Source organism: Pseudomonas sp. (assembly GCF_036404235.1).
Taxonomy (GTDB): Bacteria; Pseudomonadota; Gammaproteobacteria; order Pseudomonadales; family Pseudomonadaceae; genus Aquipseudomonas.
Window position 1 is genome coordinate 21,942 of the sequence record NZ_DASWOT010000143.1, and the last position, 24,677, is coordinate 46,618.

Sequence of the window (24,677 nt, forward strand, 5' to 3'; positions counted from 1 at the left end):
TGTGATGATTACCGACGCCTTCCCCGTGCCGTATTACGCCGTGATCTTTACCTCTATCCGAACACCTGAAGATGCTGAAGGTTATGACCAGGCCGCACAACGGATGCTCGAACTGGTTCGCGAGCAATCGGGGTTTCTCGGCGTGGAGTCGGCACGAGGCGACGATGGTTTGGGCATCACCGTGTCGTATTGGTCAGGCCCGGAAGCGATTCTGGCCTGGAAGCAGCACCCCGAGCATCGGGCGATTCGCGAGCGGGGACGCTCGACCTGGTATCAGGGTTGCACCACTCGCGTGGCCAGGGTCGAGCGCAGCTACAGTTATTCGACCTGAGGCGCACCCGCGCTTTTGCCTTGATATGGCGTGGCAATCGGGCCGCGTCGATGCGAAAACTGAGTTATGGGTATAGGGTCCTATTTCGATTTACAGGGTATGCCTGCATTGGGCAACGCGGTAACGCCACAGACAGCCTGGAAGTGCCACGGATTGATGGATGTGCCGGAGAGCAATTGATGAAGAACAAGCAACGCGACCACGTGCAGGTGCCGGAAGGGCTGCACATTTCCCCACAGGTCATGTGCCATGCAACGTACTTGCGCAAGGCCACTCGTCGCATCACGCTGCTGTACGACGCCGCGTTGGCACCCAGTGGGCTGCGCTCGACCCAGCGTTCGATCCTGATGCAAATCGCCCGCAGCCAGGCACCTGGCATGTCCGAGCTTGCGGCTTTATTGGTGATCGATCGCTCTGCGCTGGCGCAGAACCTCAAGCCGTTGGAGCGTGAAGGGCTGCTCACGGTAACGGTTGATCCGCTCGACAAGCGCAGCCGTCTGGTGACCTTGACCCAGGCCGGGATGAACAAATTGTTAGAGTCGCAGCCACTCTGGGAGCAGGCCCAGGCCAGTTTCGAGAACGGATATGGTGTTGAGCAATCTCAGCAGCTGCGCGAGTTTTTGGCGGCGGTGACGGCGGGCGAATACGAAGGTGGCAAGGATTAACTCAAGGGCTCCAGTGGGTCATTCTGCAACAACCGCAACCTTCAACGGCACTTTCTGCACAGCCCGGCGCCCCATCTGCAACAGATAAACCCCGCCAAAAATCGCGACAATCGCCAGCAGATCCATTGCATGCACCGGCTCGCCAGCGACAAAAATGCCGATCAACAATGCGATCACCGGCGGGATGTAGGTGGCCGAGGCTGCTACTACGGCGCCCAATCGTTCAACGATAAAGTAGTAGAGGATGTAGGCGATACCGGTGCCCGATACACCCAGCCCGAGCGAAACGCCGAGCATGGCTTTCGGGCTTTGAGTAATGCGTTCGATGCCGCTCCAGTCACTGACCACGGCGATGACCACCAGTGCCGAACCGATTTGATAGGTACACAGCGCCACCGCAGAGATGTTCAGACCCGTCAAAAAGCGCTTGGCATAAACGAACGAACAGCCAACGCTCAGCGAACCCAGCACCATGTACATCACACCCTGTACCGAGATCGCAGCATCACCGCTGGCCCAGGGGCGTGCGATCAATAGCACACCAATGAAGCCCAGCAGTACGCCACTGGTCATGCGCGCGTTGAGTTTTTCTTCACGCAGAAACAAAAACGCGCAGACGAATGTGAAAAGCGGAATAGCACCACTCAACAGACCGGCGACACTCGACAGCAATAGCGACGTGCCTTGAGCGTAGAGGTAGTAATAAACCACTGTCGCGAGCAGCGCCATGACCAGAAAATGATGGGCGTGGCGCAAATGGCTCCAACTCAACGAGCGACGAATCAGCGCATAAATCAGAATCGGCAGGAAGCCGAAAATGACGCGTAACAGCACGATCTGTGCCGGAGAAATCCATTCCACCGCCCACTTCATGAACATGAAGTTGGTGCCCCAAATCAGCCCTAGGAGAGCGAAGGCGAAGTAGGCGATGTTTTTCATGGGGGGGTTCAACCTGCAGTTGGAAAGCTTGAGGGAAAGCGATTGTGCCTACATGGCTGGTCGGCTACAAATCGTCATCCTTACGTCTTGGAATAGAAAGCTGTGCAGTAAAGCGTTTCCCTGCTGGAGGCGTGGCTTCGTGTTGCTGCTGTCGAAGGGCGATTATGGGGTGTAGCCCAAGCATTCGATCCGATGTCCGAAGGCACGGGGCTGAAATAAAACGCGGTGCAGGAACTGCCGAAGGCATCGCAACCTTCTGCAGCTCCTTGGTCAGGATCAACCGCTAAGGCATGACCGGCGCAATGTACGCCAGCGTGGTACCCAGCGCCCACAGCAAAAACAGCACCAGTGGCGTATGCACCAGCAGTTGCACGAACGAGAAGCCGATCAGATCCCGAGCCTTGAGGCCCAGTACACCGAGCAACGGCAGCATGTAGAACGGGTTGATCAGGTTTGGCAACGCTTCAGCGGCATTGTAGATCTGCACCGCCCAGCCCAGGTGGTATTTCAGGTCATTGGCAACTTGCATCACGTACGGCGCTTCGATGATCCATTTGCCGCCACCCGACGGAATGAAGAAGCCCAGGATCGCCGAGTACACGCCCATCAGCAGCGCGTAGGTATCGTGCGAGGCGATGCTGGTGAAGAACGTCGAGATATGATGCGCGACAGTTTGAGCATCGCCGCCTTTGACAGTGGTCAACAAAGCTGCAATGGAACCATACAGCGGGAACTGGATCAGCACGCCGGTGGTGGTCGGCACTGCACGCGCCACCGCATCGAGGAAGCTGCGCGGCCGCCAGTGCAGCAGCGCGCCGACCATGATGAACAGGAAGTTGTAAGTGTTGAGGCCGGAAATCGCAGTGATCGCCGGTTTGGTCGAGAACTCGTTGAACAACCAGCCAGACGCCAGGATCACCATCAGGATAATCAACAGCGGGCTGTATTCCAGCCATTCGCCAGGACGCGTGCGCGGTGGCAAGGGCGGCAAGCTGAACGCAGGATCGATCCCGCATTCCTTAGCGTCCCTGGCGCTGTTGGGTCCGGGGGCTGTCGCGTAGGCGACGATGATCGAAACAACCACCAACGCCAGGAGCATGACGCCGGACTGCCAGAGAAAGATGGTCTGGGTGAAGGGAATCATGCCGGTGATGGCAAGGATCGACGGCGGCAGGCTGGCCGGGTTGGCCTGCAATTGCGCAGCCGACGATGACAGGCCCAAGGCCCACACTGCGCCCAGGCCCAGATAGGCTGCGGCACCGGCGGCGCGATAGTCCATTTTCAGGTCAGTACGGCGGGCGAGGGCGCGAACCAGCAAACCGCCGAATACCAGCGATAAGCCCCAGTTAAGCAGCGACGCAACCATCGAGATCAGCGCTACCCAGGCTACGGCTGAGCGACCGTTTTTCGGGATGCGTGCCAAGCGGTCGATCAACTTGACCGCGGGTGGCGAGCTGGCGACCACGTAACCGCCGATGACCACGAAGGCCATCTGCATGGTGAACGGAATCAGACTCCAGAAACCGTCGCCGAAGGCCTTGGCGGTGTCGGCGGGTTTGGCGCCGATGACCAGCGTGGCGAGGGTCACGATCACCACGGCCAGGGCGGCGAATACCCAGGAGTCAGGGAACCAGCGTTCCGCCCATTTGGCACAGCGCAGGGCAAAGCGGGCATAGCGGCTTTCTTCGATGTCGACGGCCACGTTATTTACCTCTTGGATTTATTGTGTCGGTGCTATTGAAATAGCTGTTTTTTATTGGCAGTGCTGCAAAAAAGCTGCGGCCTTGAATGCACAAACCCCTTCACGACAGAACGGTCAAGGAGCCAACTTGTTGGCGAGAGGTCTTTACGTGGTTCGTCAGGAACAACGCTTCGCGAACACGTTCGCTCCTACAGAAGGTTAGGGTCCTTTAAAACGTCATCTCAATCACATCGTCCGGCACAATCAATTTGCCGGCAGTCTTGGCAATGATTTCTTCAACGGTCACGCCCGGTGCGGTTTCACGCAGGATGAAGGCGCCGTTTTCGATCTCCAGGTAAGCCAGGTCGGTCAGCACCTTACGGATGCAACCGGCTCCGGTCAGCGGCAGGCTGCAATGCGACAGCAGCTTGGATTCGCCGTCCTTGGAGGCGTGAGTCATGGTGACGATGATGTTGTCGGCACCGGCCACCAAATCCATCGCCCCACCCATGCCCTTGACCAGCTTGCCGGGGATCATCCACGAGGCGATGTTACCTTCGACATCGACTTCGAATGCACCCAGCACTGTCAGGTCAACATGGCCGCCACGGATCATGGCGAAGGATTGGGCAGAGTCGAAAATCGACGCGCCCTTGCGTGCGGTGACGGTTTGTTTGCCAGCGTTGATCATGTCGGCATCGATGGTTTCTTCGGTTGGGAATTCGCCCATGCCCAGCAGGCCGTTTTCCGATTGCAGCATGACGTCGATGTTGTCCGGCACGTAGTTGGCGACCAAGGTCGGAATGCCGATACCCAGGTTCACGTAGAAGCCGTCTTGCAGTTCGCGCGCAACGCGCTGTGCCATTTGTTCGCGGGAGAGTGCCATGATCTTGGGTCTCTTTTATTCTGTTCGGCCGCTGAGTCGGCCAGAGCGTTCCAGGTAAAAGCGCGAGGGGGAAGCGCTTGGAGTGCGACGAATCTTTACGCTTGTTTGAGCGTGCGTTTCTCGATGCGTTTCTCGAAAGTGCCCAGGATCACGCGGTCCACATAAATGCCGGGAGTGTGGATCTCGCTCGGCAACAGCACGCCGGGCTCAACGATTTCTTCGACTTCCACCACTGTGATCTTGCCAGCGGTGGCGACCACCGGATTGAAGTTCTGCGCGGTGTGGCGGTAGATCACGTTGCCGAAGTGGTCAGCCTTCCAGCCTTTGACGATGGCGAAGTCGCCAGTAATAGCCTCTTCCAGAATCACATTGCGGCCATTGAACTGGCGGCTCTCTTTGCCTTCGGCGACGGGTGTGCCGTATCCGGTGGCAGTATAGAAAGCGGGGATGCCGGCACCGCCTGCGCGCAGTTTTTCGGCCAGGGTGCCTTGTGGGGTGAGTTCGACTTCGAGTTCGCCGCTGAGCAATTGGCGCTCGAATAGGGCGTTTTCACCGACGTAGGAGGCAATCATTTTGCGGATCTGATGGTCTTCCAGCAGGATGCCCAGGCCGAAGCCATCGACGCCGCAGTTGTTGGACACGACAGTCAGGCCCTTGACGCCACGGCGCTTGATTTCGGCAATCAGGTTTTCCGGGATACCGCAGAGGCCGAAGCCACCGGAAAGCACGGTCATGTTATCGGTCAGCCCATCGAGGGCCTCTTCGTATGTAGCAACTCGCTTGTCGAGTCCGGCCATGGTAAATCCCGCCTTCTTTGTAGTTGTGTCCGACAATTTGATTGTCGGATAGCGTTCATTGCATCTTCTCTCGCGTTCAGTGATTTGTTAATTTTGTTTTTGTCATCGATTAATAAAGAAAACAAATATATGAACGTCAAGCAGCTCCGTGCCTTTCTTGCTGTCGCGCAGTGCCTGAGTTTCGCCCAGGCCGGGGAACGGCTGCATCTGTCGCAACCGGCCTTGAGCTTGACCATCAAGGCGCTGGAGGAAGACCTCGGCGGACAGTTGCTGACCCGCACCACCCGCAACGTCAGCCTGACCCCGGAAGGCGAAACCCTGCTGCCGATTGCCCGTCAGTTGCTCGCCGACTGGGACAATACCGAGGAATTGTTGCGGCAGCGCTTCACGTTGCAACTGGGCAAAGTCTCGGTGGCGGCGATGCCCTCGTTCGCTGGCAATCTGTTGCCGGCCGCATTGAAGGTCTTTCGTGAGCGTTACCCTCGGGTCAATGTCGCGGTGCATGACGTGATCAACGAACAGGTGCTGGAAATGGTAGACCATCGGCGGGTTGAGCTGGGTATCGGTTTTGAGCCCGAGTCCAGCAACACGCTGTCGTTTACGCCGTTTTACCTGGACCGCTTTGTGGCGGTGGTGCCGATGGACTCGCCGTTGGCAGAGAAGGGCCTGGTGACGTGGGGCGAGTTACTGCAGCACGACTTCATTACGCTGCAACGCCCCTCTGCGGTGCGTTTATTGCTCGAACAAGACTTGCAGACCCAGCATGGCAAGCTGTCGGTGGCGTTCGAGAGTCATCAATTGTCCACTGTGGGCAGAATGGTCGCCAATGGGTTGGGGGTGAGCGCCGTACCGTCGTTGTGCATTCAGCAAATGCAGGAGTTGGGCGCGCGGTGCATCGCGCTGGAAGGACCGAGGATTGAACGGCGTATCGGTTTGATGACCTTGGCCGACCACAAGCTATCGGCGGCGGCGCAAGCGTTGCGCGACGTGCTGATCGAGTGCGCACAAAAAACTGCGGGCCTGTAGGCATTCGGTTAGAGCGAGGTTTGCCCGCGAAGGGGTTATTTCAGGTTCGCAAATGTATCGAATACACCGGCCTATTGGCGGGCAAGCGGAATGCCGCCCGGCCTCGCTCCAACAAGCTGTTTTAGAGCTTCGCTGTCAAAAAATTCACTGCGGCGTAATGCCGCATCCGGTATCGTTTGGCAGATCAATACAAATTGTTTCTGCGTCGCGTTAATAAAAACCAAACGATAAGGAGTCCTTTTTTTGGATGCTTCTTCTGCTGCGTGGGTGTTTCACGACACCCAATTGATCATCTGCTGCCTGATTGCTATTGCCACCATCATCGTGCTGATCAGTGCGACCAAGCTGCCGCCGTTTTTGTCCATTCTGGTGGGTACTTTCATCGCCGGCATCGGCGCTGGGCTGCCGGCCGAGGCGGTGGCCAAGGCGTTCAGTAAAGGCGCGGGCGGGATTCTCGGCGAGGCTGGGATCATCATTGCGTTGGGCGCGATGCTGGGGGCTGTGATGGCCGAATCCGGCGCAGCGGATCGGATTGCCTCGACGCTGCTCAGGGCTGGCAAAGGCAAGACACTGCCCTGGGTGATGGCGCTGGTGGCGATGGTCATCGGCCTGCCGCTGTTCTTTGAAGTCGGGTTGGTGATGATGGTGCCGATCATCTTTGTCATGGCTCGGCAGTCCGGTCAGCCGTTGTTGAAAATCGCCATTCCGGCGCTGGCGGGGATGACCACTCTGCATGCGCTGATGCCACCGCATCCGGGACCGCTGATTGCGGTCAGCGCCCTGCACGCCGATCTGGGGCTGACCATGTTGCTGGGTTTATGCATCGCGATCCCGGCCGTGATCCTCGCGGGGCCGCTCTATGGCAACTGGTTGTCCAAGCGCCTGCACATTGAAGCGCCCGCCGAGCTGGGCGAGCTATTTTCTGCAAAGCCCGACGCCAAGCACCAACCAGGCTTTGGCATCTCGCTGCTGATTATTCTGCTGCCGGTGATTTTGATGCTCGGCAGTACGCTGGCCAAGGTCGCCATGGAGCCGGAAAGCCATGTCGCGTTGACCCTGAAATTCCTCGGTGAACCGCTGGTGGCGCTGGGTATCGCAGTGCTGGCTGCGGTGATTTGCCTGGGCTGGGCCAACGGCACTTCCCGCGAACACGTGGGCGGTACGCTGCGTAAAAGTCTGGCGCCGATTGCTGTGTTGTTGCTGACCATCGGCGCTGGCGGTGGCTTGAAGCAGACGCTATTGGATGCAGGTGTCAGCCAGACCATCAGCAAGGTCGCCGAAGGCGCGCACATGCCTTACATCGTTTTGGCCTGGTTAATTGCGGTCGCGCTGCGCCAGGCGACTGGCTCGGCGACCGTGGCAACGACGACTACCGCGGGGATTCTTGCGCCATTGATGGCGGGGTTGGCGGCGACCCAAAGCTCGCTGGTGGCCTTGGCGATTGGCGCAGGTTCGGTGTTCTTCTGTCACGTCAACGATGCAGGTTTCTGGATGGTGCGCGAGTACTTCGGGCTTGAGCTCAAGCAGACGATCTGGGTCTGGTCGGTGCTGCAGACGATCGTTTCGGTGGTCGGATTGGTCGGTACATTGCTGTTGTGGCAGTGGTTGATCTGATTCGACTCACGGCATAACCCCTGTAGATACTCTGTTCCCGGTCAAGCTCTCAGCAGGTGTTTTTCGCTGAAAAGCCTGGCCGTATCAAAAGGGCCAGAACGCCGTCATCGCAAATGCGTTATGGGGGCAGGGCCAGAACGCATACGGAGTTGACGAGGCACGAGGCTGCGAAGCGTTTGGGCACATCATGATCGCAGCCTTCGGCAGCGCCTATCAGGGCCGGTGTTCAATCCGGCCATCGCCACTGCTCGTTATACTCATGTCTAAGTTCCTGGCGACAATAACGACTATCAAGACGGGTGATTTCTGCTGAAAAGGCTATGGGCGTAGCCTTGGCTCATTCCAGAAACGAGCCGAATGGAGGCTCTCATGAACCGTCTTCTTGCCCTTGCCATGTTGCTTTCAGTCGCCGTTGTTTCTGGCTGTGCCGCTGGCAATCATCCCGAATTACGTCCTTACACCGCTGAAGAAACCCATCAGTTAGCACTTGAAGATTTGAACCGTCGCGGTCTGTCTTACGATGAGTATCAGGCCCGTAAAACGCAATTGATGGTGCAGCCGCAGCTTCAGCGCGCTCATGAATTCGATAACCACAGCGAATTCAACGCAGCGTTCAGCGTGCAGAGCCCAGCCCGTCAAGGTTGATGCTTCACGCTTGCAGCGCTGGAACTCGCGGTCTGTTTCACCTGCAACTTAAAATGTACCGCCGTTTAAAGCGCCAATTTCAAATGCCCGCCCGCATCCTTATGTCGCGCATGGGCTCGGTGTTGCAGGCTCAGTTGAAAGTGCTCCAGGCCTTCATATAGGCGCTCAGTGAGAATGTCATCCAGTTCCCCACCGGTTTCGTCGTCGTTATAGGTGACTTGGCTGTCGATGGCATAAATGCCGTGCAGCACTTCCTGGCATTTGAGCGCCGACAATACCGGCTTCAGGGCGTAATCCACCGCCAGCATGTGTGCGATGCTGCCGCCGGTGGCCAGTGGCAACACCACTTTGCCATGCAGTGAGCGCTCCGGTAGCAAGTCCAGCAAGGTCTTCAGCGCCCCGGAAAACGACGCTTTGTATACCGGTGTGCCGATCAGCAGGCCATCTGCGCGTCTCACCGCTTCGATGAAGTCGATCACCTGCGGGCTGTCGAAGCGCGCGAACAATAGGTCTTCGGCGTTGAAGTCATGAATGCGCAGGGCCTTGACCTCTACCCCATGATCTTTTAGCCAGCGGGCGGCGTGTTTGAGTACTACACCAGAACGGGACTTTTGCGCTGGGCTACCTGAGATTGAAACTACCAACATGCTTAAAATTCCTTGGATCAGGTCACCGCTGTGCAGACCGGGTCATGCAGGGAACGTTGAGCGCGAGTGTATTGGTTGAAAATCAACCCTACCCAGTGCATAGCAGCATGTATGCCAGTGTCGCGGGTCATCCAAACACCCCGAAAACTGGGCCTGGTAGCGGCAACGCTTCGAATACGGCCCTGTCATTCACTGCGCATAACCCGTGCAACTGTTGAATGGCTGTTGATTTGGGAACACTTTAGTGCCAAATCACAGGCAAAAAAAATCCCCGCAGTCGGCACCCGCGAGGATTTTTACGCTTACTTCTGACTTGAAACTTACCGCTTGAAGCTTACAGCTGCTTTTAATTCCTAAACATTGCACCGGTTTGCACGATGTTGTTGGAGCCCAGCAGTTGGCTGATGAAGCGATTCCAACGGGTGATGTTGGCCGGACCTACGAACACTACGTCCTGTGCTTCGAGCTCAAACTGTTTGGCTAGCAGGTAACCTGTCGGTTTTTCGGCGTTCAGGTGATAAACCGTCGAGCCGCGTGTGGCGTCCTGACCACCACGGATCACATACACCGCGTCACCATCTGCAGCGTCAGGGCTCAGGCCACCGGAGCTACCCAATGCTTCGAGCAAGGTCACGCTGGTGGTGCTGAAAGAAATGACGTGTGGATTTAGAACCTCACCCAACACGTAAATCTTGTTTTTCGAGTTGCTGTTGAGGTGTAGGTAGTCGCCGTCCTTGAGGTAGATCTTGCTCAGTTGCGAATCCTTGCGGTTGAGCGAGTCGACGTCGATCACATAGTCCTTGCCATCACGACGCAAGGTCAGACCTGCGAGGTTGGCATCGGTCAGGTCAAGACCTGCCTGGCTGATCGCCTGAACCAGGCTCAGCGGAATGTTGGTGATCGGTTGCGGACCAGCCGTTTTGAACGCACCGGAAAGCAACACGCGCTGACTGTTGTAACGCAGGACTTTGACGTCGACCTTGACCTCGGTGTACTGCGGCAACAGGCCCATGCGCAACTGCTCTCGGATCTGTGAAACGGTTTTGCCAGCGGCCTGTACACGGCCAACGTACGGGAAGAAAACGGTGCCGTCGTTCAACACTTCCCGGCTGTTGGCATCGAGTTGCTCGGTAGAACCAGGTGCGGTCAACTCAGGGTGTTCGAAGACGGTCACCAACAAGGCGTCGCCCGGGCCCACGATGTATTCAGGTGTTTTGTAGCTCAACAGTTCAGGCGGTAGCGGTTTTGCCAGGGAGGCCGCACGTTGTTGCTGCTGTTGAAGTGTGGCCGGGGTGATTTTGACGAGTGTGACATTCGGACCGTCCGGGTCCTTTTCGGTGACTTCATCGAGAGTCATGTGCTGCCCGGGAGCAAAAGCACAGCCTTGCAAAATCAGACTGGAAAGCAGCACAACAGCTAACGTTACTTTCATATGATGTTCCTTCCTAATAGGTGCGTTCTGGCACCACAGTGATTTCATTGCATCCCTTACCAACACCGAACTTCTGATTACAGGTACTCATGCAGGTGCTCACCTCCTGCCGAGCGTCGTCGCCCCGGCTGTTTTATTTGTTGTGGGTGGTTGTTTTGAATAACGGTTAAAAAGCGTTCTTGTTGACGAAGCCTTTGAAGAGCGTCAGCAGGATGATTTTCATGTCCAGCCAGACTGACCAGTGCTCGATGTACTGCAGGTCGAATTCCACACGTTTCTGCATCTTGTCCAGCGTGTCGGTTTCGCCACGCCAGCCGTTGATCTGTGCCCAGCCGGTGATCCCTGGCTTGACCTTGTGACGCAACATGTAGCCGGAAACCTGCTTGCGGTACTGCTCGTTGTGCGCGACGGCGTGTGGCCTTGGCCCGACGATGGACATCTCGCCGCGCAGCACATTGAAAAACTGCGGCAGTTCATCCAGCGAGGTGCGGCGCAGAAACGCGCCCAGTGGCGTGATGCGGCTGTCGTTGCGCGTGGCTTGGGTGACCACATCGCCGTTTTCCTGAACGCTCATGCTGCGGAACTTCCAGACCATGATCGGGCGTCCGTCCAGCCCATAGCGGCGTTGGCGAAACAACACCGGACCTGGCGATGTCAGCTTGATGGCGATTGAAATCAGCAGCAGCGGCAGGGCGATCATGCTCAGGATGATGCTCGACAGCACGATGTCTTCGGCGCGCTTGACCATGCTCCAGGCGCCGTCCATGGGCGAATCGAAAATGCTGATGCTGGGCAGGCCGTTGATGCTTTCGCTGCGCGCATGCAACAGCTCGAACATGAACACATCCGGGATCACATAGACCGAAGCGGTGGTGTCGCTCAGGCCCTTGATCAGTTCCTGCAAGCGTGCCTGGCTGTCCAGGGTCAGCGTGATGTAGATCTTGTCGATACGGCCTTCGCGGGCATCCACGATCAGTTGGTCCAGATCCCCCAACACCGGTATGCGTCGACCGATGCGCGCCAGGTCCATCTGCTGTGGTTGCTCGTCGTAAAAACCGAGCAAGTTCAAGCCCATCCAGGGCGCGCGGTCGATGGACATCGCCAGACGTTCGCTGCAGTGCCCCGTGCCGACGATCGCTACCCGCCGGGTATTGAAGCCCCGGCTGCGCAGCCCATGCAGCAGGCTGCGGATGCCCAGACGATAGCCGCACAACGCCAACAGTACGCTGGCGTACCAGGTCATCTGGCCGTTATCGGGCAGGTCGGCGTGATTGAGCAGCAGGTAATCCACCGATAGCAGAATGACAAACGTCAGCGCCCAGTAATTAAAGACCTTGAGCAATTCACGGACGATCCGCTCACCCCGCCATGACCCATACAACTGGTGGTATTCACCCAACCAGTGAAAGACCAACACCGCCAGCAGGATTTGAATCCATGACTCGGAAGTCATGGGTGTGCCGGTGAACACATTCTGGCAGTAACCACCCAGCACGATCACGGTCAGGTCCAATAGACGGTGAGCGACCGAAAGTGATGATTGATGAGCATGCAAAATGCCGCGTAAAGGGGTTTTCATGACGTTGCTCGCTCAGACAGATTTGATCGGAACAACGCGGGCGGTGAGGTCATTGCTGACCAGCGTAGGTGCTGCTTGCGCTTGTCGATACTGCGCAGGCACCCGCGCCTGACGCGCAATACTCAGACGAAGTTCGACGAACTGGCGCATCTCTTGCTCAAAGCGCTCTTTGGAAAAGCGCTCGGCATTGTTGCGGCACGCCTGTGCGGTGATCCGCGACTGCGACGCTTCAAACTCACCCACTGCGGCCACCAGCGATTCCACCGTTTGCTGCTGATAGAACACGCCAGTGGGTTGCGGATGATCCAGACCGCAGACGGTTTCCAGCGTGCCGCCCTTGCCGAAGGCGATCACCGGGGTGCCGCAGGCCTGTGCTTCAACCGGACTAATGCCAAAGTCTTCCTCGGCGGCGAAGACGAACGCCTTGGCATTGCGCATGTGCTCCAGCAGCACCGCGAAGGGCTGGTAGCCGAGCAGGGTGACGTTGGGCGCGCCGATGGCTTTGGCTTTTTCCATTTCCGGGCCGTCGCCGATCACGATCAGGCGTTTGTCCGGCATCGCCGCGAACGCCTCGATGATCATCGGTATGCGCTTGTACGGCACCATGCGTGAGGCGGTGAAGTAGTACTCCTGCTTGTGTTCTTGCAGGGTGAAACCTTGGGTGTCGACCGGCGGATAGATCACGGTGGATTCACGCCGATAGGCCTTGGAAATTCGCCCGCCGATGAAATAAGAGTTAGCAACGAAGTCGTCGACGCCAGCCGCCGTGCGCTGATCCCACATACGCATGTAATGCAGAATCATCCGTGCGACTTTGCTTTTGAGGCCGCTGGACAGGCCCGCTTCCTGCAGGTACTGGTGCTGCAGGTCCCAGGCGTAACGGATCGGTGAATGCACGTAGCTGATGTGTACCTGGTCCGGACCGCACAGCACGCCTTTGGCCACCGCGTGACTGCTGCTGATGATCAGGTCGTAGCCGGACAGGTCGAGTTGCTCGATGGCCATTGGCATCAGCGGCAGGTATCGCTGATAACGGGTCTTGGCTTTGGGCAGGCGCTGAATGAAGGTGGTCTTGGCGACTTTACCGCCCAGGTGGGCGCGATCCTCGTCGCTGAGGAAGTCGATGACGGAAAACAGGTCCGCCTCGGGCCAGATGTTGATCAGGGAAGCCAGTACCCGTTCGGCACCAGCGTAGGTCACCAGCCAGTCATGGACGATTGCAATTTTCATTGGATTCTCTGCTTTAGCGGCCGAAGAAAAGCCCTGCACGTCGAGCCAAGCTCGCAAGGGACCTCCCACTTCCTGTGTTGACGCAAGTGCTACGTCAGACGCTGACAGGCTGCGTCTTGGCATTGCGGTTATTGAGGCGTTTACCCAGCTGGATGAAAGGCGTTTCGATCAAGCTAAAGCTCAGGTGGGCAGCGCCCAGGGTCAGCAACGTTGCGAACAGCGCGACGATCAGCGCCGGGGCGCCAGTGGGGGCGAGCAGAAACTCGCTCAGCATCAACATCGACGGGTGCAACAGATACAGCGAGTAGCTCACCGCGCCGAGCCACACCAACAGCGGATGATCGAGGCGCACGCTGCGGGTCAACAGCAGGAAACTGCCGATGGCCACGGCGTAAGTGAACAGGTAACGGCCCCAGGTTTCGCCAGTGCCCATGTCTTTGCTGTAAGCCATGATCAGCGTCGGGGGCAGTAACACGACGAACGCGCCCAGCAGCATCAGCAGATTGCGCGTGAGTTGACGGCTGTGTTCGCCCAGCAGCCATTGGCGCCAAATGGAGCCGAAGAACATCAATGACAGGGCCAGCGGCAGCGCCACGGGCAACTTGCGTTCTGTCACCGCACGCACCATGCTCATGGCCAACGCCATCAACAGGAATGCCAGCGCGCAACGGCTGCGCGAGGTCAGGTCATACAACTTGCCGGCGACAAACAGCGCCAGGCACAGCGCGTAAAACACCACTTCGATGAACAGCGTCCAGTACAGGCCAATCACGTCGTCAAAACCCAGGGCCGCTTGCACCATGCTCAGGTTGGCGACGATCTGTGGCCAGGAGGGAAACACGCCGCTGGTGAGTTTCAACATCACCAGAAACACCAGCAATGAAAGCCAGTAAGCGGGGTACAAACGCATAAAGCGCGAAATCAGAAACCGCTTAGGGCCATCGGGGCCCGGCTTCAGACTGAACGGGATCACCACGCCACTGATCATGAAAAACCACAGCACACCGAGCTTGCCCGGATCGATCAGGTAGTCGAGCACCCAGACATGCCCGATCAACGGCACATACAAATGGGTGAAGACCACCAGCAGAGCAGCAATGCCGCGCAGTGCATCAAGATAGGCCAGACGTTTCATGTGTATGCCTCACAGCTTGCTCGAAGGAGATTCGCGCTGCAGGTTGTCGCCGCGGTTATGGGTGCTGCTATTTGCGCCGCGCCGATCTTTGGAGATGTCCATCAAGGTGTCGATGCGCTGCGATACACGACGTGCCGACTCTTCCCAGGAAAACCGCGACACGTTGTTCAAGCCGCGCCGGCGCAGCGACTGACGCAGCGGCATGTCAGTGAGAATGCGTTCCATCGCCGAGGCGATGTGCTCGACGTCCAGCGGATCGAAATACAGGGCGCTGGCTTGCAGCACTTCTGGAATTGACGCAGCGTTGGCCGCCAGCACCGGGCAACCACAGGCCTGAGCTTCCAGTGGCGGAATCCCGAAACCTTCATACAGCGACGGAAACACGAACGCCGTGGCGCCCTGGTACTGAGCGATCAGTTCTCGGTCGCTGAGCCGACCGAGAAAGCGAATGCGTGAATCACGTGAGGCCAGGCGTTGCAGGCTTTCATCGGCGAAAATCTCGCTGGCGGCGCCAACGATGTGCAATTGCAAATCGTCGTGATCGCGCAGCATCAGGAACGCCTGAATCATCCGGTTGAAGTTTTTGTGCGCGCTGGGCGAGGACACTGCGAGTAAATAATCGGTGTGGTCCTTGAGCGGCGGCCCGGGTTGAAACGCGTCGCTGACGGCGTTGGGTACCACGAGGATGTTTTTCTCCGGGTATTTGTAGAACTGCGAAATCTCGCCCTTGGAAAAATTGCTCACGGTCAGCAACGATCTTGTGTGCGACAGCATGATCGGCGTCATGGTCCGGTACAGTGTGCGAAAGGTGCGGGTGTAGCTTTGCGGGTGACGCACGTAGGTGATGTCGTGATGCGTAGCGATCTGGTTGCCGTAAAACAGAGGCGCGGTGCTGCACAGGGAGATCAACAACGGATTGGCATTACGTTTGAGGTACAGCGGCAGGTCCAGTTGTTCCCATAAGTGACCGCTGTTGCGGCCGATACATTGGACGTCCAGTGTTTTAGCGCTTTCGTGCATCTTGATGCCATGCGGTGCGACGAATACCACGTCGTCGCGCAGTTGTTTCAACGCCAGGCAGGTCTGTTCTGCAAAGCGTTGAACACCGCGAAGTTCCTGCGTGAGAAAGCGTGCATTGATCACAATCATCGGGGGCGACCTGTTGTAAAGGTGATGGGTCGTTGGGAAGTCAGATCCAGAAACGCCTCGACCTGAAGGCCGCTCGCGCAGCGGGCACAAGCGTGTTGGGCACAAGCCTTGGTTAAGCCTCAGGGCGAGGCGAACAGCGCTGGCCGGGTGCCCAGGCTGATAATTTTCGGAAACTCGTCTATTGGCACCTGTGCCGAGCAGCGACCGTCGTTGCAGGACCACGGGATACCGCTGTCGACCAGGCCGTTCTGGGGGTGCGTGGTGTCGATGTAATGCACATTGCCGTGCAGCACGCTGCTCGCCTCGACCCTGATCGGACGGGCCAGGCCTGTGCTCCAGGCCACCAGGATCTGCTCCGAACCCTTGGCAAACCGCAGCAAGTATTGCGAGTCTGTTTCACGGCTTTTTTCCGCGTCGTAACTGTATTCGTGCAGCGTCGGACTGATGGCTTTCAGGGTCAGGTACGCAGGTTTAACGCTGAGGTCCTGATTGAGCAGGCCAAAATTCTGTTCCGGGTCATGGCGGTCGGCGCCATCATTGAGCAGGCCGTTCCACCACAATCCCTTGATGTCTGGCAGTGTCTGGGCCAGGAAAAAACTGCGGGCCAGATACGCCGATTGCAGTTGTTCACCGACCCCGCACTTGCTGTCGTTACTCGGCCAACCCATCTCCGTCAGGTACAACGGCACCGGGCGGGCTGCGATGGTTCTGAGGTCTGCGTTCACCCAGCGCAACCAGGCGATCCAGCGCTCCGGCGTGTGACGCTCTTCGTAGCGGCAATGCACATACGGGTGCAGCGACAGCCCATCGACATGATCGAGAATCCCTGACTCCACCAGCCGGTCGGCAAACCCCAGGTCCATGCCTTGACTTGTGACCGCCCCCGCAAGAATTGTCATTGGCCGTTCATTGCTACGGATACGCCGGGCATTTTCCTCAACCAGCACGCTGTAGTCCTTGGCGAACGCCGGGTCCACGGGGTTTTCTTTGTCCCACTCGTTCCAGATTTCGTAGAAGTCCACGCTGTCGATCAGCTGCCGCGTGACGAACTTGACGTAATTACCGAACGCTTCCCTGACTGCTGGGACACGCGGTTTTGCGTAGTTGTCGTAAAACGGGTTGCCGTAACCGAGCACCAACAGCGGACGCAAATGATGCTCCTGGGCTTTACTCAAGAAGGCCTGCCAGGCGGGTTCGATCCTCATCAGGCCTCGTCGTGGCTCGGCGCTCGACCAGTAGGCATCGTCGCGAACTGAATCGACACCGGCCGCTTCAAGCATCTGCAACGCTTTGGCTGAAGTGGCGCTTTTGTTCATCAGGTGAGTGTCGACGCCGATGATGAACGACTCATCGGCGAGCGCTACACGGCTGAAAAACAAGCCCAGCAGAAGAACCATCAACGGTTGTCGTAACCTTGTCAGGCGCGTGTTGGGCATGGTTTGTCTCAATGAAGAGGCACGGTCCGGAGCGCTTGCTCAGGTAGGTCTCGGGCCGTAGGTAAGAACAGCCAGCATCACCTGCGGTGTGGCTCGGGCTTTTCAGGGGGAGAGCCAAGGATGTGAGTCAAACGGTATTGGATGCGATAAACGGGTCTGGATGCGCAATGTTGTCCTGTACGGTCTGGGTGAAGATGCCCTGGTAACTGTCGAGCATCAGGTCCAGGTTCAACAATGATGTGACGCTGAGCCTGGCTTGCGTACTCAGGCGCTGGAGCAATTCCGGTTGCTGGTGCAATGTAAGCATCGCGTGCCCCAGCGAATCTGGATCTTGCGGGTTGCACAGCAAACCGTTGAGTGAGTCCTGGATGATTTCCGGCAGTCCCCCCATGCGACTGGCGATGACCGGCACCGAATGTGCGCAAGCCTCGACGGCGACCATGCCGAACGGTTCGTTCCAGATCGACGGCACAACGGCAACGTCGAGCTGGCGGTAAAACACTTCAGGTTTCTGGTAACCGACAAAGCTGATGTTCGGCGATGTCACCAAGGCCTTGAGTTGCGCCTCATCATTGAGTTGTCCTCGCCCGGCGATCTGCAGCGTCGCGTCGAAGGGCAAGCGTTGAAATTGTTCGATCAACCAACGCACGCCTTTCTGTTCAGACAAGGTGCCCATGTAGCCGAAGCGCAAAGGCGCCTTTTTCACCGAGGGCGCACGGTGTCGCAGAGGGTGGAGGGTAGGCACCGCCGCATAGGGACTGGCGTTATGCACCACATAACCGCGTGCGGCACTGAAGTAACCTTGTTGTTGCAACTTTTCGAGCATGAAGCGGCTGACTCCGACCACCGTCGAGACTTGCGTCGAGCGAGCGTCGTGGCCTTTGCGAAAGCGCTGGCAACTGCTGCACTGTTGCTCGCAGCAACGACCCTTTTTGAACATGTTGCTGCTGGGGCACATCAGGTACATGTCATGCAGCACCTGAACGATGGGCAGTCCGGCAGCGGTGATTTCATCCCACACGGACACTGACCAGCCCGCCAGGTTGTGGCATACCACCACGTGCGGTTGTTCCTGTTCGATCACTTGCTTGACATAGGCGCGCATGGCGCCGTTGTAGCGATCGCGCACATGCCAGCCCAGACGAGCCAGCCGGCCTGGCCGCTGTGCGTTGAACTGCCAGTAGAAGTTATGCAATCCGGCGCGGTAGATCTTGACCTGATTGACCGTGTCAACGGCCAGGCCGACGTCGGGGCCGGTGGCCAGCACGCAAACCTCGCAGCCACGTTGTTGCAGCCCTTCGACAGTGCGCTGAAGAATGATTTCTGCGCCGCCGCCAATGTGAGGTGAATAAAGGCTGTTGATGAACAGTATTTTCATAGCGGATACGATTGATTCAGACCCAGCACGCCGGACTCGCCGTCGCGGATGGCCTTTTCGATCAGACTCAAGCGCTCTTCGGCGCCACGTCGCTTGGCAATCAAGCGCAGCAGGCGGAAAAATACCCAGCGGTTGAGGCTGTACAGCATCGATGAGTTGGACCAGATATTTTTGTCGAACCAGGCTTGGTTACGCGCGCCGTAATAGGCCCGCAAATCCGAGCCGCCCAACAGGAAGCTTTCATAGATGTTGTTGGTGCGTGCTTTGATGTTCCAGGAACTCTCCAAGTCATCGAGTAGGGCATCCGGCACCAGGAAGATCCGTCCACCGCCAGCGGTAATGCGCCAGGTGTATTCGCTATCGTCTGCATAGAGCATCAATGCGTCCAGCGGCAAGCCGATCCGGCGATACACGTTGCGGTGGGCGAGCAGCCCGCCATAGGTGGCAAACGGCAACTGCACTATCTGCAGTTTTTTCTCCGTTCGCTGTGGCCTACCCCACGGCAAACGACGCCAGATCTTGTAAGGCAATTGCGCGATGTGGAAGCCGAAGAAGCTGGAGCGACGCTGAATGGCAAAGCGCTTCGGCACGCCGGCGGCGATGTCGGCCTGATGTGTCGGGCGGAAACCCAGCACGGCGGCCTTGTCTTCGCCATCGATGATTTTACGGTCGTCCAACACCTTGTGCAGAGTGGCGATGGCATTGATGGTCGGTGCGTTGTCGTCATCCATCAGCCAGATATGCTCGGCACCGGCGTCCAGTGCGGCCTGAATCCCCACCGAATAGCCGCGGGCAGAACCTGTGTTCTCGTGCAGATAAATCACGCTGACCTGATCGGGCCAACTGCGACGCAAGGTCTCCAGCGGTGCGCTTGAGGCATTGCTGACGATGATTACTCGGTCAATCAGCGGACTTTCCAACGAGCGGCTGACGAGCGTGTGCAGATAATTGAAACGATCACCATAGGTGAGCGTCACCAGAGTCGTTTTGTTGGTCATGGTGAGTTCCGGGGCGAAGAAGGGCGAAGGGCAACGGCAGGGCGCGGCCAAGGGAATGGCGAGCTGGTGAATTCATCCGTACGAGCGAACGTGTTGGCAAAGCGTCAGGGCTGGCACATCGCGTCAGCTGACTCGCCAACACGTTGGCTCCTACAGGGAGCCCGTGTTTTCAGACCCGAGCTTCGATCCGAGCCAGGCTGCTGACGGGGAGGGTGACTTTCTGCTCGCGTTGCAACAGATTGAGCAAGATGATCGCCCGTTCGTCGCCGTCGGCTGTCAGGAAAATGGCCTCGACGTCGCTGAAGCCACCCGCGGTAATGCGCACCGCTTCACCTTGCTGAAACTCAAGCTTGGGCGGCGGCGCCAGCAGTCGTTCGCGGATCTGATCGATCAGCACATCCTGCACCGGAACGGGCAGGCCACCAAACGTCACGATGCGTGCAACGCCCCGGGTAGACCGGATCGGATACCAGTTGTCATGGGTTTGGTCCATGCGGATGAACAGATAGCCTGGGAATAACTCTTCCTCGGCCACCGCCCGCGAGCCACGCTTTTTCTCGGCGGTCTTGAGTGGGCGGTAGCACTCAAAACATTGACGCTGCAGATGTTCTTCGGCGCGGGCTTCCTGACGAGGCTTGGTTTGAATCAAGTACCAGCGCGCGGGATTATGGGTTTGAGACATATTCTTCACTCCACTGCAATCCGGTTCGACAAGGTAGATACGACGTCAGGATGTTGCGCGAGCCCGCCCAGCAGGTCGGGTTCAGTCACCGGTCCATCCTTGTCCAGTGTGTAACAGCTAAGCAGTTGCTGGACTTGCTCGACGCAATTGAACATCAGCACATCAATGATCGACAGATTGGCAACGAAGGGCTGCCTGAACTGCCGGTAAACCACCGGATTCATCCGGAAGAAACGCACCAGCAGCCCGTTGCGGGCGAAGTGATCACGGTCGTACAGCACCGATCCGCCCTCTGGATTGACGAAGGTCGTCGCTTCAAAGGTATGAGCAATGCGGATGATGCGTTCCTGCTTATCCGCCGGATTGCCCAGAATCAGGTCGGAACCGCGCATAATCGGTGTGACGATGTGTAGATAAGCACACATTTCACGGATTGCATGTTCGGCATAAAGCGCGATGTTTTGTTGCGGGAAACGAATCAACCTTTCGATCAGTGGCATCACTTGGGCGAAGTACGGCGCCTTGATGTAGCAATGCTTGATGAGCCTGATCAGGCGTTCAGCTTCCTCGTTGAAGTTGTCGCACAGTTGCCGCTGGTTGATCGGCAACTGGAAGCGGTCTTTCTTGAGAGGGAAGGTGATCATCTTCGCCTCATTGTTGTGCAAAATGCGGTTGCGATTGACCCAGCCTGACCGGATGTACTGTAGGTCGTCTCCCAGGACGAAGACGTCTACTGCGCCGATAAGCTGGAAATAGCCCAGATAGGGGAATAGGTAGGGCTGCATCACTGCAATGGTCCTGGCCATTTACGTCTCCAGTTGTGCGTGAACGGTTTTGTTATTTGCGAACCGTTGTGTAGTCGTATCCATACGCTGCGCAGTCGTAATCGGCGGTCGAGGCCTTGCGCAGTACGCCGTTGAAGATCGCGCCTTTGATAACGATGCCGTTCTGGCCCAGGCGCCGCTTGGACGCTTCGATTTCCTTGGCGGTGCTCAGGCCGAAACGCGTCACCAGAAGGCAGGTGCCTGCTTGACGCCCCACCAGAGTGGCGTCGGTGACCGCGAGAATCGGCGGGGTATCGACCAGCACCAGGTCATACAGCGGTGCAAGTTCGCTGATCAGCTTGTTGAAGTTGTCATGCATCAACAACTCCGACGGGTTGGGTGCCGCGAAACCACAAGAGATGAAGTCCAGGTTGCGCACTTCGGTGTGATTGATCACTTCCTTGCTCGTTAACCGGGCGGCCAGCGTGTCAGACAAACCATGCTTGGGCGTCAGGTTGAACACCTTGTGCAGGTAGCCCTTGCGCATGTCGGCGTCGATCAGCAGGACGCGCTTGCCAGTCTGGGCGATGATCACCGCCAGATTACTGGAGACGAACGACTTGCCCACGCCGGGTGTGGGGCTTGAAATCATTAACACGTTGTTGCGCGCTTCAAGCATTGCGAAATGCAGGCTGGTACGCAGGCTGCGTAACGACTCGATGGCCAGTTCTGTGGGCGCGCTGACGCTGAGCAATTTCGAGCCTTTGTTCACCCGTCCGCTCTGGGTGGTCTTGTCCATGCGTTCTTGCTGGCGCGAGAACGGCAGTGACGCGTACACCGGCATGCCGAGGTGTTCGATCACTTCCGGGTTGTCGACGCCCCGGTAGAAGGCCTGACGCACGAATACAGTTGCGACAGCGATCAACAGGCCTACCAGTGTCGCGATCAAGACGATGATTTTCTTCATCGGTTTGACCGGTTCTTCGACGTTGGCGTCGGCGTTGTCGATGACTCGCACGTTCCCGATGCTGCCGGCACGCAGAATGTCTTGTTCCTGGCTCTTGTCGAGCAACAGGGTGTAGGTCTGCGAGGTGACTTGCATGTCGCGGGTCAGGCGCAGCAGTTCTTGCTGAGTGGCAGGCAACGCTTCGATCTTCTTCAGCAAACCCTGTTTCTGCGCTTCGATCTGACCGATCTGCGTAATCAACCCGCGATACGTCGGGTGTTCCGGTGTGTAGAGGCGTTCAATTTCAACGCGCTTCATTTTCAGTTCCGACAGGGTGCCATCAAGTTTCACCACCTGATCGAGTACCGCTTTGGTCTCGATGCTCAGGTCGACTGACTTGGCACTGGTCTGGAAGTTGTTCAATGCCGTTTCCGACTGCTCCAGTTGTTTACGCACGGCAGGCAATTGCGAACGCAGGAACTCCAGACGCTGAGCCGCCTCGGCCGAGCTGCGTTCCACGTTCTGACGGACATACAGGCGGCTGACTTCGTTGAGGATGCGTTTGGCCAGCACCGGATCGGGATCTTGAATCGACAGGTAAACGATCCCCGAGTCCTTGCCGGCCTCAAGGATTTTCAGACGATCCTGGTAGTCCAGTGCGCTGGTCAGGGTGCGCTGCTTGACCACGGTGAACTCAGTGTCCGGGCGAGCGTTGAGCGCGGCGACCTGGATTTTTACCCCGTGACCTTCGACCGTTTGATTGATCGGGCCGCTGAGCAGCAGCGTGTGATCATCGTCATACAGCGAGAAGTTGCCAGGCTGACCGGCCACCAACGTCAGTTTCGCCCCCTGTAGGGCATCGGGTACTTCCAGCTGGAAGATGTCGATTTTTTCGCCACCCCAGGCGTAGCTGTTCATGCCGAACATGGGATCGGCCAATGCACCTTCGTGATCAGGCTTGAAACGGCGAGCCATATAGGCGCCGATGCCAGGTACGTAATTTGGCTTCTGCACGATGTTGAGTTTCAGGTCTTCGACGACCTTGCCCAGCACGGCGCGAGATTTGATCAGCTCGATTTCGGTGGTCGCCTGGGACACCGACAGCGGCTTGCTGTTGATTTCAGTGCGACCCTCAATACCGATCTTCTTAGGCTCGATCTGAATCATCGCGTTGGCCTGGTAAATCGGCGTTGCAATGATCGCGTAGGTCAGGCCCAGCAGGGCGCAAACACCAACAATCGATGCAATCATTCCTTTGTGATCGAATAATGTGCGCAAGATAGTCGCCAAATCGATCCGGGAGTCCTGAAAGTCCTCCAGGGAAGTACGGTTCATGACGGTCATTTATCTTGTTTCTCCTGACTGAAGATAAGGAAGCCAGTCGTCGACGCAACGCGAAAGCTGCTCGTAGGTCTGTTCAAAGGCTAGTTTCGGGCGTCGATACGGGTCGGCTATTTCCAGTTCGTGCTGCCATTTGCCAATCAAAAACGTTTTGCCACGTACTTCCGGTGCAAGCTTGAGCACGCTTTGCGTTTGGCTGTGTTCCATCAGCAGGATCAGGTCGGCCTGATGCAGCATCTGCACATCGACTTGACGACTACGATGTTTGTGTGGGGACACACCGTTGACCTGCAGGACTGCCTGGGCAAGCGGGTCCATGGTCGAGCTGAGCATGGCGTGGGTGCCGGCCGATGAAACCAAAACCCCTGCTTTCGAGACACGTTGCAAGAGCATGGCTTCGGCCATGGGGCTGCGACAAATATTGCCGACGCAGACCACCAGAACATTACTGAACATGGCCTTTGCTGAACGTGGGCACCAGTCTTTTGCTGATGTTGGTGCTGAAATTCAGAGCCACCTGCGACAGTGCGATCACCTTGTTTTGCGGGGTCATGGCCGATAGCGAGTAACCCACCAGCTGCATCAGGAAGTGCTCATACAGTTTCTGGTTGCCCAAGCGGTTGTAGTAGTTCGCCAGCGCCCCGGCGGTTTGCAGGCTCATGTGCAGCTTTCGTTTGTTTGAGCGCATTGAGAACACACCTCCAGCATGCAATCGGTAGGCGGCAGGTTTGATTTCGCCAAGGAACTTGCCTTTGCCAAAAGCACCCAGCAACGACCACCACACAAGGTCATTGAGCGGGGCTGCCTGCAATTCCGGCGGCAGCTTGTCGAACACGTTGCGAAAGCAAGTAGTCAAGGTCGAGATCGGCCGGGCTTGCTGCAGTTCCAGTGAGGTGGCATCGCCGCGCAGTTTGCCTTGCAGTTGAATGCCGTACTGTCCGTTGGCATCGAAGGAGATGGCGTCGTGATAGGTGAGCACGTAATCCGGATGGCTTTCGAGAAAGTCCACCTGGATTTGCAGCTTGCGCGGATCGGTCCAGTAATCGTCGGCCTCGCAGTAAGCGATGTAGCGGCCGCGTGCGACGCCGAACAGGCCCGGTACCGAGGGCTTGCCTTGCGAATACTGATTCACTTCACTGTAGAAAGGGCGGATGAGCGACGGATAACGCTTGGCATAGTCGGCAATGATACTGGCCGTGCCGTCGGTGGAGGCGTCGTCATTGACCAGGATCTCGAAGTCAAATGTCGTTTGCTGGGCCAGAAAGGCGTCCAGCGTCTGAGCGATGTAGGCTTGCTGGTTGTAGGCCGGGCAAACGATGCTCAACAGGGGAGCGGGAGATTGCTCGGTGCTCGTCTTTTTACTAATGGCATCCATG

23 protein-coding genes are annotated in these 24,677 nt (G+C 57.5%); 5 read left to right on the plus strand and 18 right to left on the minus strand.

Features of this window, described 5'->3' with window-relative positions; translation table 11 throughout:
• Window positions 1-4: 4 nt before the first annotated feature.
• Entirely contained in the window at window positions 5-331 is a 327-nt protein-coding gene (locus tag VGC62_RS17860; protein ID WP_331188403.1) for an antibiotic biosynthesis monooxygenase, read from the plus strand.
• A 179-nt stretch (window positions 332-510) separates the two neighbouring features.
• Window positions 511-996, plus strand: a complete 486-nt coding sequence (locus VGC62_RS17865; protein ID WP_331188404.1) for a MarR family winged helix-turn-helix transcriptional regulator — start codon at window positions 511-513, stop codon at window positions 994-996.
• Window positions 997-1,014: 18 nt separating this feature from the next.
• Here the strand turns inward: VGC62_RS17865 and VGC62_RS17870 are convergent, their stop codons facing one another.
• From VGC62_RS17870 to VGC62_RS17885, 4 genes are all read right to left on the minus strand, one after another.
• On the minus strand, window positions 1,015-1,935 hold the full coding sequence (locus VGC62_RS17870) for a DMT family transporter (RefSeq protein ID WP_331188405.1): 921 nt from the start codon (window positions 1,933-1,935) through the stop codon (window positions 1,015-1,017).
• Between the two features lie 283 nt (window positions 1,936-2,218).
• Window positions 2,219-3,637 carry a short-chain fatty acid transporter gene (locus VGC62_RS17875; RefSeq protein ID WP_331188406.1) on the minus strand — a complete coding sequence of 473 codons (1,419 nt, stop codon included), beginning with the start codon at window positions 3,635-3,637 and terminating at the stop codon, window positions 2,219-2,221.
• A gap of 208 nt (window positions 3,638-3,845) precedes the next feature.
• Entirely contained in the window at window positions 3,846-4,502 is a 657-nt protein-coding gene (locus VGC62_RS17880; protein ID WP_331188407.1) for a CoA transferase subunit B, read from the minus strand.
• Window positions 4,503-4,597: 95 nt separating this feature from the next.
• Window positions 4,598-5,299, minus strand: coding sequence for a CoA transferase subunit A (locus tag VGC62_RS17885; protein ID WP_331188408.1), 702 nt, complete (start codon window positions 5,297-5,299; stop codon window positions 4,598-4,600).
• Between the two features lie 129 nt (window positions 5,300-5,428).
• Between VGC62_RS17885 and VGC62_RS17890 the strand changes: the two genes are divergently transcribed.
• The 3 genes from VGC62_RS17890 to VGC62_RS17900 all read left to right on the plus strand — a co-directional run bounded on the left by VGC62_RS17890 (window position 5,429) and on the right by VGC62_RS17900 (window position 8,584).
• A complete protein-coding gene (locus VGC62_RS17890) occupies window positions 5,429-6,325 on the plus strand; it encodes a LysR family transcriptional regulator (protein WP_331188409.1) in 897 nt (298 codons plus the stop codon).
• Window positions 6,326-6,568: 243 nt separating this feature from the next.
• Window positions 6,569-7,939 carry a gluconate:H+ symporter gene (locus VGC62_RS17895; protein ID WP_331188410.1) on the plus strand — a complete coding sequence of 457 codons (1,371 nt, stop codon included), beginning with the start codon at window positions 6,569-6,571 and terminating at the stop codon, window positions 7,937-7,939.
• Window positions 7,940-8,308: 369 nt separating this feature from the next.
• Window positions 8,309-8,584 (plus strand): hypothetical protein, encoded by a 276-nt coding sequence (locus VGC62_RS17900; protein ID WP_331188411.1) that lies wholly within the window; start codon window positions 8,309-8,311, stop codon window positions 8,582-8,584.
• A 65-nt stretch (window positions 8,585-8,649) separates the two neighbouring features.
• On the opposite strand, the gene ssuE is transcribed toward VGC62_RS17900, so the two are convergent.
• From ssuE to VGC62_RS17970, 14 genes are all read right to left on the minus strand, one after another.
• Window positions 8,650-9,231, minus strand: coding sequence for an NADPH-dependent FMN reductase (ssuE, locus tag VGC62_RS17905; protein WP_331188412.1), 582 nt, complete (start codon window positions 9,229-9,231; stop codon window positions 8,650-8,652).
• A gap of 346 nt (window positions 9,232-9,577) precedes the next feature.
• Window positions 9,578-10,663 (minus strand): polysaccharide biosynthesis/export family protein, encoded by a 1,086-nt coding sequence (locus VGC62_RS17910; protein ID WP_331188413.1) that lies wholly within the window; start codon window positions 10,661-10,663, stop codon window positions 9,578-9,580.
• A gap of 166 nt (window positions 10,664-10,829) precedes the next feature.
• Entirely contained in the window at window positions 10,830-12,242 is a 1,413-nt protein-coding gene (locus tag VGC62_RS17915; protein ID WP_331188414.1) for an undecaprenyl-phosphate glucose phosphotransferase, read from the minus strand.
• A gap of 12 nt (window positions 12,243-12,254) precedes the next feature.
• Entirely contained in the window at window positions 12,255-13,472 is a 1,218-nt protein-coding gene (locus VGC62_RS17920; RefSeq protein WP_331188415.1) for a glycosyltransferase family 4 protein, read from the minus strand.
• Window positions 13,473-13,566: 94 nt separating this feature from the next.
• Window positions 13,567-14,607 (minus strand): acyltransferase, encoded by a 1,041-nt coding sequence (locus tag VGC62_RS17925; protein WP_331188416.1) that lies wholly within the window; start codon window positions 14,605-14,607, stop codon window positions 13,567-13,569.
• 9 nt (window positions 14,608-14,616) lie between these two features.
• Complete coding sequence (locus tag VGC62_RS17930) at window positions 14,617-15,756, minus strand: glycosyltransferase family 1 protein (protein WP_331188417.1); 1,140 nt, start codon at window positions 15,754-15,756, stop codon at window positions 14,617-14,619.
• Between the two features lie 119 nt (window positions 15,757-15,875).
• Complete coding sequence (locus VGC62_RS17935) at window positions 15,876-17,192, minus strand: hypothetical protein (protein ID WP_331188418.1); 1,317 nt, start codon at window positions 17,190-17,192, stop codon at window positions 15,876-15,878.
• Window positions 17,193-17,319: 127 nt separating this feature from the next.
• Window positions 17,320-18,570 (minus strand): glycosyltransferase family 4 protein, encoded by a 1,251-nt coding sequence (locus VGC62_RS17940; RefSeq protein ID WP_331188419.1) that lies wholly within the window; start codon window positions 18,568-18,570, stop codon window positions 17,320-17,322.
• Window positions 18,567-19,568, minus strand: a complete 1,002-nt coding sequence (locus VGC62_RS17945; protein WP_331188420.1) for a glycosyltransferase — start codon at window positions 19,566-19,568, stop codon at window positions 18,567-18,569. Before VGC62_RS17945 ends, VGC62_RS17940 begins: the two co-directional genes overlap by 4 nt.
• A gap of 169 nt (window positions 19,569-19,737) precedes the next feature.
• On the minus strand, window positions 19,738-20,250 hold the full coding sequence (gene rfaH / locus VGC62_RS17950) for a transcription/translation regulatory transformer protein RfaH (protein WP_331188421.1): 513 nt from the start codon (window positions 20,248-20,250) through the stop codon (window positions 19,738-19,740).
• A gap of 5 nt (window positions 20,251-20,255) precedes the next feature.
• Window positions 20,256-21,056, minus strand: coding sequence for a WbqC family protein (locus tag VGC62_RS17955; RefSeq protein ID WP_331188422.1), 801 nt, complete (start codon window positions 21,054-21,056; stop codon window positions 20,256-20,258).
• A 31-nt stretch (window positions 21,057-21,087) separates the two neighbouring features.
• On the minus strand, window positions 21,088-23,304 hold the full coding sequence (locus VGC62_RS17960) for a polysaccharide biosynthesis tyrosine autokinase (protein ID WP_331188423.1): 2,217 nt from the start codon (window positions 23,302-23,304) through the stop codon (window positions 21,088-21,090).
• Window positions 23,305-23,757 carry a low molecular weight protein-tyrosine-phosphatase gene (locus VGC62_RS17965; protein WP_331188424.1) on the minus strand — a complete coding sequence of 151 codons (453 nt, stop codon included), beginning with the start codon at window positions 23,755-23,757 and terminating at the stop codon, window positions 23,305-23,307.
• Window positions 23,747-24,676: a glycosyltransferase family 2 protein gene (locus tag VGC62_RS17970; protein WP_331188425.1), complete on the minus strand. Its 930-nt coding sequence runs from the start codon at window positions 24,674-24,676 to the stop codon at window positions 23,747-23,749. Before VGC62_RS17970 ends, VGC62_RS17965 begins: the two co-directional genes overlap by 11 nt.
• Between the last annotated feature and the right edge of the window lies 1 nt (window position 24,677).